General features: G+C 42.6%; 13 protein-coding genes. 11 read left to right on the top strand and 2 right to left on the bottom strand.

The window, feature by feature from the left end:
* Positions 1–2: 2 nt before the first annotated feature.
* The 5 genes from BMZ72_RS05655 to BMZ72_RS05635 all read left to right on the top strand — a co-directional run bounded on the left by BMZ72_RS05655 (position 3) and on the right by BMZ72_RS05635 (position 5,005).
* Positions 3–2,156: a cellulase family glycosylhydrolase gene (locus BMZ72_RS05655; RefSeq protein WP_089806096.1), complete on the top strand. Its 2,154-nt coding sequence runs from the start codon at positions 3–5 to the stop codon at positions 2,154–2,156.
* A gap of 230 nt (positions 2,157–2,386) precedes the next feature.
* Entirely contained in the window at positions 2,387–2,854 is a 468-nt protein-coding gene (locus tag BMZ72_RS05650) for a leucine-rich repeat domain-containing protein (protein WP_089806094.1), read from the top strand.
* A 271-nt stretch (positions 2,855–3,125) separates the two neighbouring features.
* Positions 3,126–3,692 (top strand): dihydrofolate reductase family protein, encoded by a 567-nt coding sequence (locus BMZ72_RS05645; protein ID WP_089806092.1) that lies wholly within the window; start codon positions 3,126–3,128, stop codon positions 3,690–3,692.
* Between the two features lie 150 nt (positions 3,693–3,842).
* The gene (locus BMZ72_RS05640) at positions 3,843–4,421 is read left to right on the top strand and encodes an imm11 family protein (protein ID WP_089806090.1); all 579 of its coding nucleotides are present in this window, start codon (positions 3,843–3,845) and stop codon (positions 4,419–4,421) included.
* Between the two features lie 71 nt (positions 4,422–4,492).
* A complete protein-coding gene (locus tag BMZ72_RS05635) occupies positions 4,493–5,005 on the top strand; it encodes an ATP/GTP-binding protein (RefSeq protein WP_089806088.1) in 513 nt (170 codons plus the stop codon).
* A gap of 336 nt (positions 5,006–5,341) precedes the next feature.
* Here BMZ72_RS05635 and BMZ72_RS05630 read toward each other — a convergent pair whose 3' ends face one another.
* Positions 5,342–6,427, bottom strand: a complete 1,086-nt coding sequence (locus tag BMZ72_RS05630; RefSeq protein ID WP_143087610.1) for a helix-turn-helix domain-containing protein — start codon at positions 6,425–6,427, stop codon at positions 5,342–5,344.
* Between BMZ72_RS05630 and BMZ72_RS05625 the strand changes: the two genes are divergently transcribed.
* The 6 genes from BMZ72_RS05625 (at position 6,406) to BMZ72_RS05600 (ending at position 12,731) form a co-directional block, all read left to right on the top strand.
* A complete protein-coding gene (locus tag BMZ72_RS05625; RefSeq protein ID WP_089806084.1) occupies positions 6,406–7,980 on the top strand; it encodes an FAD-dependent oxidoreductase in 1,575 nt (524 codons plus the stop codon). The genes BMZ72_RS05630 and BMZ72_RS05625 overlap by 22 nt on opposite strands.
* Before the next feature lie 142 nt (positions 7,981–8,122).
* A complete protein-coding gene (locus tag BMZ72_RS05620; RefSeq protein WP_089806082.1) occupies positions 8,123–8,872 on the top strand; it encodes an SDR family NAD(P)-dependent oxidoreductase in 750 nt (249 codons plus the stop codon).
* Between the two features lie 63 nt (positions 8,873–8,935).
* The gene (locus BMZ72_RS05615; protein ID WP_089806080.1) at positions 8,936–9,514 is read left to right on the top strand and encodes a TetR/AcrR family transcriptional regulator; all 579 of its coding nucleotides are present in this window, start codon (positions 8,936–8,938) and stop codon (positions 9,512–9,514) included.
* A gap of 173 nt (positions 9,515–9,687) precedes the next feature.
* Complete coding sequence (locus BMZ72_RS05610; RefSeq protein WP_255373120.1) at positions 9,688–10,380, top strand: DNA alkylation repair protein; 693 nt, start codon at positions 9,688–9,690, stop codon at positions 10,378–10,380.
* Between the two features lie 261 nt (positions 10,381–10,641).
* Positions 10,642–11,205, top strand: a complete 564-nt coding sequence (locus BMZ72_RS05605) for a TetR/AcrR family transcriptional regulator (RefSeq protein WP_089806077.1) — start codon at positions 10,642–10,644, stop codon at positions 11,203–11,205.
* 113 nt (positions 11,206–11,318) lie between these two features.
* Positions 11,319–12,731 carry an MFS transporter gene (locus BMZ72_RS05600; protein WP_089806075.1) on the top strand — a complete coding sequence of 471 codons (1,413 nt, stop codon included), beginning with the start codon at positions 11,319–11,321 and terminating at the stop codon, positions 12,729–12,731.
* Positions 12,732–12,787: 56 nt separating this feature from the next.
* Here the strand turns inward: BMZ72_RS05600 and BMZ72_RS05595 are convergent, their stop codons facing one another.
* Positions 12,788–13,867, bottom strand: a complete 1,080-nt coding sequence (locus tag BMZ72_RS05595) for a T9SS type A sorting domain-containing protein (RefSeq protein WP_177222686.1) — start codon at positions 13,865–13,867, stop codon at positions 12,788–12,790.
* Between the last annotated feature and the right edge of the window lie 136 nt (positions 13,868–14,003).

The raw sequence follows: 14,003 nt of genomic DNA, 5'->3' as shown, positions 1-14,003 counted from the left end.
ATATGAAAACCCAAAACCTACTTTTCGTATTGGTTCTATTTTGTTTTACAGCTCATGCACAAGTGCCCTGGCTGTATGTCGATGGCAACCGGATTAAAGATTCCAGCGGCAACAATATCACCCTGAGAGGGGTATCTATTCTGGCACCGGAGCATAATAATGAATGTACAACCTGTAGCACCAAACCCATCAGCGAAATGCTGGAATGGCAGGCTGACGCCGGCCGGGGCTGGCAGTCCCGTATTGTACGTCTACAGGTAACCTGTGCAAAGGTGAGTGATCCTGCACAGAGCTTTGCTGATATCATTGACCCCTATGTGCAACAAGCCATTGCAAAGGGGCTATATATCATTGTGGACCTGCACTTTGTATCGAATTACGGGCCTGGTGGCATTCCACAGGTATTTGTAATGAATTTCTGGAAATACGTAGCGCCCAGATATGCCAATATACCCAATGTGCTGTTTGAGGTATATAATGAGCCTATTAATCCGGATGTATGGACGACGTGGAAAAGTTATATACAGCCAGTGATTGATACGATCAGAGCAGTAGCTCCGAGGAATATCATACTGGTGGGCGGCCCACAATGGAGTACAAGAGTAAACAGTGCTGCCGCGAATCCTATGACGGGCGCTAATCTGGTATATGTCTATCATATCTATCCCAATCAGGGAGCAGCAACAGCGACTAACCTGAATGCTAAATTTGGCACCTCAGCGCAGACAATTCCGGTGATGGTCACTGAATTTGGCTGGAATGATAACAGCAATTACTCGGATGGCGTAACACATGGTACCACCACAGCCTGGGGTACACCCTTCAGGACTTATATGGATGCGCATCCTGAGATTGGCTGGACAGGCTATATTTTTGACAACTATTGGAAGCCACAGTACTTTGACTGGAGCTGGAATCTGATGAATGGAGAGAACCAGGGACAATTTATGCAGCAATGGTTTGCCGATAAAAAAAATGATGGACAGCCACGGCCGGCACAATTAAATGCTTATAGTGTTTCGCCCTCCGCCGTTAATATTTCATGGCCTGCTGACTCAACAGGAGTTTTAAAGCGTGCTTCAGTCAGTGGCGGACCGTATACAGTCATTGATTCACTTACCGCAGGCAATTATTCAGATACAGGTTTAACAGCCAATACAACTTATTATTACGCGATCAATGATGGACCGGAAGTATCAGTGACTACTGATAATACCGGATATGCGCCGGATCTGCCCATGTACCTGACAAGTGACGCGGGTGACCAGGTGATTCAGTTAAACTGGTGGAAAAGTGCTGTAGGCGCCGCGAGTTATAACATATATAGATCTACTAACGTAACTGGTCCCTATACACTGATTGCTTCAGGTATTACAGGCATTACCTACACAGATGCCAGTGTCACGAATGATGTCACTTACTATTACACGATTTCCTCAATGGGTACGGTAGAAAGTGCAAAGGGACATATTATCGCGGATATGCCTTCAGCGAATATGGCGATTGTCGATAATATTGCGGCGGTAGCAACCGGTTCATGGACAGGTAGTACCTCCGCGCCAGGGTATTACAGCACTAATTATATGACAGATGGAAATACGGGTCCCACTGGTGGCAAAAGCATCCGTTTTACCCCGGATCTTGCTGTAGCGGGAGCATATGACGTGTACGTACGCTGGACATCTGGTACAAACAGAGCATCAAATACACCCGTGGATGTTAATTACGATGGTGGAAGTAGTAATTACCGGATCAATCAGCAAATAGATCATGGTATCTGGAAATATCTGGGGACTTACAACTTTGCCGTGGGTACTACAGGAAATGTACTGATACGGAATGATTCGGCAAATGGATATGTGATCGCTGACGCGGTAAAGTTTGTATTACATCCGGATGAAATTTCGGCGCCTATGCTAAAAAAGGCGAAGGTAAATTCCTTTAGAATTTATCCCAATCCGGCTACCAATAACATTCAGTTTTCAGGCGTAGATATAAATGGCAGACTGATCACGATCTATGATTTGTCAGGTGTGCAGAAAATGAATGTTATCGGCAGGCAACAAACCCTGGATATCTCACCGCTGCAGCCAGGTATGTATTTTATAACAATTAGGGGTGCCAAAACACTGACAGGTACTTTCATTAAAAATTAATACAACACGTCGTCCTGTAAATATATTAATGCTGAAAACTCATTATCAAGATAGTGACTTTTCAGCAATAATATATTTACAATGAAACATCATTTTGGAGATTTTCCGGACAGAACTGCTGACTATTGGACGATCATTCCAAACAGAGAACGATATGCGTATATGACAGATGTTGATATTCCTGAAAAGGAGAATGTTAAAACTCTGACAATCAGTAAAACGCACGAAAATTGGGTCCAGGTATTTCTAGGGTCGCTAACTTTGATGGATTAAAAGGGCTTGATAACTTAAGATATTTATGTCTCAGCGGAACGCTTGACTGGAATCAACAAATTGAAAATTTCGATTTCTTAAAAGGATTGCCGGCGCTTGAAGTCTTTTCTCTCGGATTTATTACAAGCAAAGCAGCATTCCCCGCATTTCACCCCCTGACTGAGCTGAAACATCTGAAGAAAATCGCTATCGGCCGGGCTACCTTTAAAACAGAAGAATATGCATTTTTAAAAGTGGCTTTACCCGATATTGAAGGATGCTCATGGGAGCTATGGTGGGATTATCAGGGCAGATACGATTTCCTCGGCAAGGGAGCCGGATCTGTTAGTAAAGAAAGTGCTAAGGCGGAAATGCGCTGTGCCGAATTTACCAGTGCATTTGAAAAAATGAAAGCGGAATCAGAAGAAATCCTTCGGAAAATATAATAAATGAATATTCAGTTCACCTAAAGACCTTTTACAGTTTTATTACTGAGGTTTATTCTACGTTCCAATTCGCAGTACCTCCGTCCTTAATACCCAGCATATCATCCCGAAGCTGGGATATACAGGCAGGTCTAAACGATCCCCAAAGCACGAATTTATTAAACATGACGGGAACCACCCTCATGATTGTCCCAATTGGCCATCATCTCTTTCCAATACAGGTCGTAAGTTTGTCCATAAACAAATATAATTAACTTATAACGAGGATCGTATGCGTAAACTTGTTTCGTTTTTTCATGTCTCTCTGGATGGATATGTGGCCGGTCTTAACGGTGAAATGGATTGGATAAAAGTCGATGAAGAGATTTTTGAGCATGTCGGTGAACGTGTCAAAGAAAGTGATACCGCATTATACGGCCGTGTGACCTGGCAGATGATGGAAGGTTACTGGCCTACTGCTGGTGACGAACCTAATGCCAGTAAACATGACATCGAGCATTCCGCCTGGTATAAGAAAGCAGGGAAAATTGTGCTGTCTAAGAGCATGCAGCATGAACAGGTACCCAATACGGTTTTCATTGGCGAAGATGTGGAAGATCGTGTAAAAGCATTAAAGCAACAGGCAGGTACGGAAATTCTCATATTTGGGAGTCCTTCAGCGACGCATTCTTTATTGCAATACGATCTGATAGATGAATTCTGGCTGTTTGTAAACCCTATTTTGCTGGGAAAGGGAGTGCCGCTTTTCAAAAATGTGACTGAAAAAACACAGCTCACGCTGGCAAGTTCAAAGACCTTTAGCAACGGGGTCGTATGTATGCATTATAAGAAGGCTTAAATGATATTTTTATAAACCAGACGCCGGAGATAGTTTATCTTCGGCGTTTCTATTTATAATAATTATGGAGCGATCATTGGCTGATTAATAAAAAAGTGTTAAGTTCCTCTACTGTTTGCTCAAATGACATAGCACAATAACATTGTACTTATGAACCATTTTCTTAGAATAACCACGGCCGAAGATTATCCGTTAAAGTTTGCCGCTAATAACCCGGAGGTCGACAATGATATTGATCTGGGTAAGTTTGTGCATGCTGCCAGGTTAAATGGCCCTTTACATTACACCGATGCAGAGAATATCGATATTCCCGTGGAAGTATTTGCTGCATTTGATGCAATCGAATCTGTCTCCGGAGGCATTCTAATCAGCAGGCGTTTGAAAGAACTCATTGATCTGCATTTCCCGCAACAGGTTCAACTATTTGAAAGTGACTTTGTATATAAGGGACAATTGATCACTGGCTTCTATGCCATGAATGTATACAATAAAGTAGAATGCTACGACCTGGAAAGATCCGTCTTTGAAGTAAGCACAGTGGATGGTTCCTATGATTTTGAGAAAATTGCTTTAATAGATGGACCATTACAGGAGTTTGATGTTGAATATGATATAGTTAGATCATTACATGATAATAAGATCGTTGTATCAGCTGCATTTAAAAATCTAATGGAAACTAGTGATGTGAAAGCGTTTGGGTTTGAAGATCAATTTGTGATAGAATTCTGATCTGTGTGTAAGGCAGGAACAGGAGCCTTTAAATCAATTACAAATAATATTTATCAGACACGTTAAAATACATGAGAATAGCAATCACAGGTGCGCATAAAGTAGGTAAAACAACATTGGCAGAAGACCTTCTTGAGCACCTTCCCGGGTACACGCTTGATAAAGAGCCCTACTATGAACTGGAAGAATCAGGATATATATTTTCAGAAATACCAGATGCAGATGATTTCATAAAACAATTTGAATACTCGGTGCAGCAAATCGGTGAAAGCGGAGCTAATACCATATTTGATAGATGTCCAATTGATATTTTAGCGTACATACATGCTATTGATCCTAACAGAAATATTGAATCGCTCTTTGAAACTGCTCAGTCAATCCTCTCCACAATAGACTTGCTGGTGTTCGTACCAATTGAGAGTCCTGATTTAATCTCCGGTCAGCAATCGGATTTACCCAAACTCAGATACAAAGTCAATGATATACTTGATAACTGGATATGGGACCTTGGTATAGATGTCATTGAAGTCAGCGGAACTGTCTCAAACCGGCGAGATCAGCTATTGAAGAAAATAACCTTTTAATGCTGTAGACCAGGCTTTCCAGAAGGGTCCACCAGATCTTATAAACAAATATATCAAAATGCCTGATTCTCAGCTGGAGCAAATCAGGTTCCTGTTTTGTATTTCCTAAAGTCTTTAAGTCAATCACTTACAAAATATTATAAACATTTAAAAACCAGCCATTTAAGTAAAGGAAAGAAAGACTGCACCTGGTATTGTTTTTTTGCTATCAGATACTTAAACTATAGTCAGACTATAGTTATCGAACGTTAATGCTTCGAAGAAAAGGGAGCACTAACGTTCAGTAACTAATACCAGACTTCCATTACGAGGCTTTAGGTTGTACTCAGGCCACTATTATACAGTAAGTGAATACTTCTTTGGCTTTACCCCAATATGTGTTTCAAATAATCGCGTAAAATGGCTCAGGTTAGAGAATCCCAAACGGTAACCTGCTTCCGACACGGAAATCTTTTCTTCTTTAATTAAATATGCAGCCTCTTTCATGCGGAACGCCTGATAGTAGTTGAAAATACTGTTTCCAAATATCTGTTTAAAAAGCCGTTTTAACTTGGACTCACTCATACCAGAAAGTTTAACCAGGTCGGCTATTACCGGAGGCGTTTCAATGTTCGAAAGAATACTAGTTTTAACCTCCAGTATTTTTCTGATATCCGCTGCATTTAGTTTTTGCATCGAGGTATCCTGCCTTTTCAGCAACTCAACTAACAATAAATAGATAAGTTCTTCTGCCTTTATTTTATAATAATACTCCTGCAATTCTTTAGGAGGATCTGCCATGACTATTGCTGCGGCAATATCCTGTATGCCCGGTGATAGTATTTCTTCAAACAGAAATGGTTGAGTACCTGCAAGGATGACCTGTAAGAAAGTATTCTCTGTCTTCGGCTGTAATAACGCTCTCAGATAATCTACATGTACTGTAACAACGATCGAGTTAACTTTCCTGTTAGCAGGAAGCAGTTCATAATTAAAATCAGTAGTAGCAATCTGTACTGAAGGTAATAACATGCCACCAGATGGGGCTTGCAGTTTATGATTCCTGATTGTTTCCTTTGCGTGATAAACATTCTGAAAGCTGAATACGACAAATTCATTCCCATCTTCACTAATTCCCCTGTCCAGCATCCATTCTTCCTTCAATTCATATTGGCGCACTATTAACCTTAGCCTGGGATTGATGATAAATCCCTTTATATACCCTGTACCAATGTTTTTAGGAATACGCGTTATCCCATTTTCCAGTTTAGCGCCAAATGACCCGGCTGATATTTTCGGAATGGTCTTTTTTTCTTTTGATGTTGGTTTCATCAGATGAACGATTAGGACTATTACTTGGCCGAAAGTAGCTATTTTATCTTTCTTCGTCCATTGATATTTGCATAAACAAATAAAAATTAATGGACCATACCAATACAACACAGGTAGTAATTGTTGGCGGAGGTATTACAGGCCTGGCCGCAGCTTTATTTTTAGCACAACAGGGAGTTGACTTTATCCTGCTGGAAAAACATAAGGGAACATCAATATATCCGCGGGCCAGAACTATTGATATAAGGACGATGGAGCTATTCAGGGGATTGGGACTCAGTGAAGCGTTGCGCGAAGGAGGAAAGGCACTGGCGCCTGCCTGGGGTGTACTGCGTGGCGACAATCTGATGAATACTTTACAATCCCCCACTGTGATTACTGATAAAATGACCCCTGCACAGCTGGTGAAAGCTCAAAACGAAATGAAAGTCTTAACCAGCAAATCGCCGGAGTCACTGTGTCGTTGCACACAAGATATAAGCGAAGCAATTATGCGCGAACAACTGAGTAAGCAGGATCTTCGGTTTCATCATCAGCTGCTATCATTTGAACAGGATCATAATGGGGTAAAGATCCTGGTAGAAGACAGAACAGCGGGAAAAGCATATACTGTTCTTGCCGACTATATGATTGCCGCAGATGGGGCTAATAGTATGGTAAGAACTCAGTTGAATATACCTACGTCCGGTAATACGCCGGGAACGGATCTGCTAAATATCTATTTTGAAGCTGATCTGGCAGCTATCGTAGCTGGACGGGAATTTAGTCAGTATCTGATTGATAACGCGGATTTAACCGGTTTTTTATTAACTATCAACAATACAGACAGATGGGCATTTCACCTGCGTTATTACCCCGAAAAAGGTGAGACAGCCGAAGATTATCCGAAAGAAAAACTCATCCCCATGCTTCAACGTATACTGGGTATGCCGGATCTGAAAATATCTATTCTTGCAATTTTACCATGGCAGTTAACCGTCCGGATCGCAGATCATATGCACGTAAACAGGGTCTTTATTGCCGGCGATGCAGCGCATACAATGACGCCTTATGCGGGTAAGGGTGCAAATACCGGCATACAGGATGTACAGAATTTAGCCTGGAAACTGGCAGCGGTATTGAAACATATGGCAGGCGAAGCCTTACTGGACACTTATAATACAGAGCGACAGCCCATCGGCGCTTATTATGCCACTCTTTCCGGTGAACTGGCAGGTGAAAACGGCCTGATAAACGATGCACTGATGATTACAAAGGGAAAGGATCTTTTCGGCCTACCGAATTATGGCTATCTCTCCCCTGCGGTAATAAGAGCATCCGATATTCCCTTTACCTATTTCATTGGAGAACCGGGAACCCGTGTACCGCACTTATGGTTAAATGAGTCTCATTCCCTTTCATCCCTTGACTGGATCAAAGGTCAGTTTACACTGATAGCGAACAATACGGATAGCTGGCAGGCCGAATGTGATCATATAAAGCTAAGATTGGGTGTCCCTGTTCAGTTGATCATATTAGATAATAAGGATATCCTGGAGAAATGGAAGGATGTGACAGCCACTAGGGATAATGAAGCATTGCTGATAAGGCCGGATGACTTTGTGGGAGCAAAAGTATCTCCAGGGAGGTTATCTGACCTAATGCGGTCGATCTTATGTATGTAAGGCCCTATTCCGGACAATATAACAGTACGAATTCCGGGCAACATTTCTCCTATCGGATTGTCATCATTTTATCAAAATAACCTTAATTGTACCATTTGGTCTAATTAGAATATATCTTTGTAGACCAAATGGTACAAAACATATGAAGAGATTAGAAAACAAAGTCGCCATAGTAACCGGCGCTTCAAAAGGAATAGGAGCCGCCATTGCTCAAAAGCTGGCTGCTGAAGGAGCTGCAGTAGTGGTTAACTATGCAAATGCAAAGACAGATGCAGAAAAGGTTGTTGCTCATATAACAGATAATGGTGGTCAGGCGATCGCTATACAGGGAGATGTGTCAAAGTCTGCCGATGTTGATCAGCTTTTCGCCCAAACGATAGCACAATATGGAGCAGTTGATATATTGGTTAACAATGCTGGTGTCTATCAATGGGGAACCCTGGAAGAAGTCACCGAAGAAGGATTTCAACGCCAGTTCAATATCAACGTACTTGGCGTTTTGCTCGCCTCAAAAGCTGCTGCCAGACACTTTTCTGAAACAGGTGGCAGTATCATCAATATCGGCTCTGCCATATCCAGCAATCAGCCTCCGGGAAGTGCGATCTATACAGCCACTAAAAGCGCTGTTGACTCGATCACACGCGTACTCTCCAAAGAGCTTGGGGCAAGAAAGATACGGGTAAACTCGATCAATCCGGGAATGGTAGATACAGAGGGCGCAAGAACCGCCGGATTTATTGGCAGCGAAATGGAAACTTTTATGGTGAATAATACACCGCTCCAACGGGTAGGCGTACCCGAAGATGTTGCGTTGGTAGCAGCGTTTCTTTCTTCGGAAGAATCCAGGTGGCTGACAGGTGAAGTGATATTAGCCAGTGGCGGGATACGATAGTTCCCTATTACAAATCTATTTAAAAGTAATAGCTTTGCCCCCAAAAGGCAAAGCTATTCTGATATGAGAACAAAAGACTTTGATGAGAATGAGATACTGCGGAAAGCCATTACCATATTCTGGAGAAAGGGCTATAACGCTACGTCCCTGTATGATCTTATAGAAGGACTCGGGATAGGTCGCTCCAGTATTTATCATAGCTTTGGTGATAAACATAACCTCTATTTAAAAGCGCTTGACCTCTATCAACAGGAAGGAACAGCAAGAATAACGACTATCCTGAATAACAGTCCCTCTGTGAAAGATGCTGTAGCTAATCTGTTCCAAATGACTATATCTGAGATCGTTAATGATGAACATTCGAAAGGATGCTTCAAGATTAACAGCGAGGTGGAACTTGCCCCCCATGATGAGCCCACCAAAAAGTTGATTTGTGACGATAACACGGTTATTGAAGACGCCTTATACGAAGCTATTCTGAAAGGTCAGAAAGATAAGTCGGTCAGCGCTTCCAAAAATCCAAGGGCGCTTGCTCACTTTATCTGCACTACAGTAGCCGGCATGCGGGTGTACGCAAAGTTCAGAAACGACCGGCAGTTTTTTGAAGATATTGCAGCAACGGCACTGTCAGTATTTGACTGATCAGTTAGATGACTTCTTTGCGTGGTCCATTATAAATTTGTACGCTTCTGCATCAGCCGGAATACGCACATCTGATGCAAAGCCTATATTATCGATCGTAACCTCTGATAACCGGCATGAACGCTGTGTAGGAATTACCAGTTCAGGAAAGGAAAAAACGGGAAGATGATGAAATGCAAATAAGGGCTGACACTACTAAATTTGAAATGATGGCCGTTACCGAAATCATAGACCTGCTAAAAGAAAAAGCAGATGCCAGCTATCATGCCGGCATGCTGCGCTTCGGCATCGATAATGAAAAGGCCCTTGGGGTTAAAATACCTGAAGTCAGAAAACTGGCTAAAATAATAAAGAAAGATCATGCATTAGCCCTGCAACTATGGGAAACTCACATACACGAAGCCCGCATTCTTGCATCGTTAATTGCCGACCCCAAGCTGGTTACGCCTCAGTTAATTGACAACTGGACAAAGGATTTTACAAGCTGGGACATATGCGATCAGGCGTGTGGGAACCTCTTCGACCGTACTCCCTACGCTATCGAAAAAGCGCTCGAATTCAGTAAACGGGAAGAAGAGTTTGTTAAACGTGCAGGTTTTGTACTGATGGCTGAATTAGCCGTACATGATAAGAAAGCAAACGACAAGACCTTCACTCAATTCTTTCCTGTCATAGAACGGGAAGCCTGGGACAATCGCAATTTTGTAAAGAAAGCTGTTAACTGGGCATTACGGCAAATAGGTAAGCGCAACGACACCTTACGCCCCTTAGCCATACAATGCGCGGAACGTATCTTACTACAGGATAGTAAGGCGGCTAAATGGATCGCAGGAGACGCCTTAAGAGAGTTAACCAGCAGATCCTGACAAATGTGCTCCACAGCATCCCAATACTCCCTAAATCCATCCTTTTCAGTGTTTCCCACTTGTATTACCTTAACCGGAGCCCCTCCCTCTCCTGTAAGAAAGACTGCCATTTACAAGCTGTCTGTTTTATACGCCTCCGGACTCGTTTCAGATCGTCATATGAAAATGGCATAGGGTCCCGGATATACTTATCATGATACAATATTGATAAATTATAATTTAACAGACTTGTCAGTTTACTAAAAGTATTATCTTTGCCTCATGAAACCAGTTGTTGTTATTGACAAAATAATGGAAACTGCCGAACGCCTGTTCTATCAGCAAGGCTATAACCTTACCGGTATTAACCAGATTATTGAGGAGGCAAACATTTCCAAACCTTCACTTTATAATCATTTCAAGTCGAAAAACGATTTGCTGCTGGCTTATATAGATCAACTTTACAAGCGTTGGTTCGATGGATTGGATGCCTTTACCAAAGATATCACTGACCCATTAGATTTGCTGATTGCCTTTGTTGATTACAGGATTTCCCGCCAGATCAAATCAGCATATGGCGGTTGCCCCTGGAATAAGATCCTCTCCGAAATGCCAAAGGAAGAGATGGAAGTACTTGAGCGGGGGGCAAAATTTAAAAGTGACTTTAAAGCCAGGATAGCTAGTCTTGTCAAACAGCTTGACCGTCCCAAGGACAAACTGTTGAATGATGAAGAGTTCACCGACATTATCTTTTCTGAGATGGAATCCGGTGTACTGATGGCCTATGTCACAAAATCTTGCGAAACTTTAGAAAAAGCTAAAAACATCATACGAAAACTGGCTTAAACAAAGCCGTATTCAGTAATCACCAACCTGGGAATACTACAGTACACAGCTCCGGCTTGCCGGGGTAGGCCTTGTATTGCCACATTTTTCGAGAAACAAGCATATTAATTTTTATGAATAAAACCATTTCACCGTGGTTGGCACTGGTAATTGTGCTGACTGCCCCCCTGTTGTCAGTTATCGACGTTTTCATTATCAATGTAGCTATTCCTTCTATTAAATCGGGTGTTCATGCAACAGATGCACAGGTGCAGCTTGTCATTGCCTCCTATTTGCTTGGCTATGCGGCTTTCCTCATCACAGGCGGACGTTCGGGTGATCATTATGGACGTAAGCGAACTTTTTTCTGGGGCATGATCGGCTTCACCATTTTTTCCTGCTTATGCGGAATTTCACAAACGCCCAATCAGTTGAACATGATGCGTTTTTTCCAGGGTGTTAGTGCTGCATTTATGGTACCGCAAGCGATCGCATTTATTCAGATACTCTTTTCTGATCCTAAAGAACGTTCAAAGGCAATCGGCTGGTTTGGCATTACACTGGGACTGGCGTCTGTCATCGGACAGGTCCTGGGTGGTTATTTTGCAGGTGGGCATTTCTTTATTACAGGCTGGCGACTCATTTTCCTTGTTAACCTGCCTATAGGAATCGTTTCGCTACTTGCTGCTTACTTATACCTTCCGGAAACTGAAAAGCACAACAGTGTAAAAATGGATATGTCGGGCGTACTGATCCTGACACTTGCTCTTTTTAGCCTGATCTATCCGCTCATTCAGGGTAGAGAATCTGGCTGGCCCTGGTGGAGTTTTGCCCTACTGATCTTGTCTGGAATAATCCTTTGGTATTTCTTTTATGATCAACGGCGCAAGAAAGCAGTAGGCAGAGCGCCTCTTATTGATACTGCCTTGTTCAAATTCCGTGATCTTAATATTGGTCTTATCGCAGTATTCTTTCACTTCATCATGCATACGTCTTATCTGCTGTTGAGTGCCGTCTTCCTTCAAAATGGACTTGGTCTCAGTCCGCTTGCCGCTGGTCTGTATTTTGTGGCGCCTGGTGTGCTGTTTACCTTATCCTCCTTTGCAGCCGCACACCTGATACCTAAGTATGGCACGCCGGTACTCCAGGTAGGAGTTGTCATTATCATACTCACATTCGCTTTACAGATCGCTTATTTTAAACCAGGCGTAAATGTAATCGTGTTATTTACTTTGCAGGCTTTGTACGGTCTGGGCAACGGATTTGTGTTGCCTTCATTGTTAAATATCACACTCCGGAGTTTACCGCTTCAATTTGCAGGAGCTGCGGCTGGTATCTATTCGACCGTTCAGCAAACATCTTCAGCATTGGGGATTTGCTTAATCGGTGGTCTCTTTTATTACTTTATAGGCCTTACGAAAAATGTTCAACTCGCCTATCATTATGGTCTGATCGTCCATATAGGTTGTCTTGTTATACTGAGCATCCTGTTACTATGCTTACCCAAAACAGTGCAGGGTACTAAAACAGCACATGTCGCAGAGTGAACAGTAATATATGTAAGAGAAAAGCGGCAAAGACAACCGCTTTTCTCTTACATATATCATCGTAATAAAACCACTTTCTTCGTATGCTCTCCATCTGTCACGAGATAGACACCGTTAGGCAACGCAGCAGGCATTGGCACTTCAATTCTGTTAAAGCCGGTCACCAGGCGGTAAGTCCGGGTATATAGTATCTTTCCGTGCATATCCGTAATAGTCAGATACTGCATCTTATTCTCCTGACTTTCTAACTCCATATACACCGTCCCTGTAGCAGGCACCGGATATACCCTGAAAACCGGTGCAGGTGCATGGGGAATAGTGCGTGCCACTGCTGTAGTCTTTTTATCGTAATGGGCGTAGCGGGGGGTAACAATAATACTGTAACAGCGACCATTGATCGCCGCCCCATACATTCCTTCTACCACCAGGTGATAGGTACTCGGTGCCCAGGCCTCAATATCAAGTTCTACACTATCTTCGAATTCATGTGTATAGTCGTAAGCCATTTCGTAAAACGTATCAGTACTATCATAGAGCCTTAATTCAAATTTTTGCTCCGGACTACGCAACTTAACCCTGAAGAACGTATTAGGTGTTGTTGTTCTAAACTTAAAACAGTCCAGATCTCCACCATATGAAACTTTTGAAATTACTTCCTCATTAAGCGGAATAAGTGGCGGGTCGTACATATCATTATTAGGTTCGTAGGAATCCTCACATATACCAGGAGACAGCTGTGAGTTGACGATCAGATGATAACAGTCCGATCCAAGATTCACCGACCAGCTGGACCTGTAAATACGCACGTAATAGGTACCCGGCGCCGCGCCATAATAGTTGAGGTGTATCCTGGGTAACTCATATTCATAGGGATTTACATGCAGCAGAACGCCTGTTGATGACCATAACTCCAACATGTATTCGTCCGGATCATCTTCTATCACAGGCAGGTTTGTCACATCAATCAGGATGGAACCAGACGAAGAAAGCGTAAACTTATACCAGTCCTGGTCTTCTTCCGATTCAATCCTGCCACCAATGTAAGTCCCCATGGGAACCAGTACAGCGGAATCAAAAACATTATTGCTTTCATATACATCCGCACACTCCCGGCAGTCCGTAATTGTTTTGGGCATAGCAGTATGAATGCCGGCTCTGCCGGTTTCGGTTAATACAATAAAACACATTAATAAAAGAGGTAACATTCTTATCATTACAATGGATTTAGGTGAACAATGGGAAACCTACTTAACTAAGTATGGACGCGGGTTT

Origin of the sequence: Chitinophaga sp. YR627 (assembly GCF_900114995.1) — a bacterium.
GTDB lineage: Bacteria > Bacteroidota > Bacteroidia > Chitinophagales > Chitinophagaceae > Chitinophaga.
Note: the sequence above shows the minus strand (reverse complement) of the source record. Positions and strands in the feature narration are given on the sequence as shown.

Coding starts and splice junctions, on each gene's coding strand:
- BMZ72_RS05655 (WP_089806096.1), top strand. CDS start 3: ATGAAAACCCAAAACCTACTTTTCGTATTGGTTCTATTTTGTTTTACA.
- BMZ72_RS05645 (WP_089806092.1), top strand. CDS start 3,126: ATGCGTAAACTTGTTTCGTTTTTTCATGTCTCTCTGGATGGATATGTG.
- BMZ72_RS05640 (WP_089806090.1), top strand. CDS start 3,843: ATGAACCATTTTCTTAGAATAACCACGGCCGAAGATTATCCGTTAAAG.
- BMZ72_RS05635 (WP_089806088.1), top strand. CDS start 4,493: ATGAGAATAGCAATCACAGGTGCGCATAAAGTAGGTAAAACAACATTG.
- BMZ72_RS05625 (WP_089806084.1), top strand. CDS start 6,406: ATGGACCATACCAATACAACACAGGTAGTAATTGTTGGCGGAGGTATT.
- BMZ72_RS05620 (WP_089806082.1), top strand. CDS start 8,123: ATGAAGAGATTAGAAAACAAAGTCGCCATAGTAACCGGCGCTTCAAAA.
- BMZ72_RS05615 (WP_089806080.1), top strand. CDS start 8,936: ATGAGAACAAAAGACTTTGATGAGAATGAGATACTGCGGAAAGCCATT.
- BMZ72_RS05610 (WP_255373120.1), top strand. CDS start 9,688: ATGCAAATAAGGGCTGACACTACTAAATTTGAAATGATGGCCGTTACC.
- BMZ72_RS05605 (WP_089806077.1), top strand. CDS start 10,642: ATGAAACCAGTTGTTGTTATTGACAAAATAATGGAAACTGCCGAACGC.
- BMZ72_RS05600 (WP_089806075.1), top strand. CDS start 11,319: ATGAATAAAACCATTTCACCGTGGTTGGCACTGGTAATTGTGCTGACT.
- BMZ72_RS05595 (WP_177222686.1), bottom strand. CDS start 13,867: ATGCCCAAAACAATTACGGACTGCCGGGAGTGTGCGGATGTATATGAA.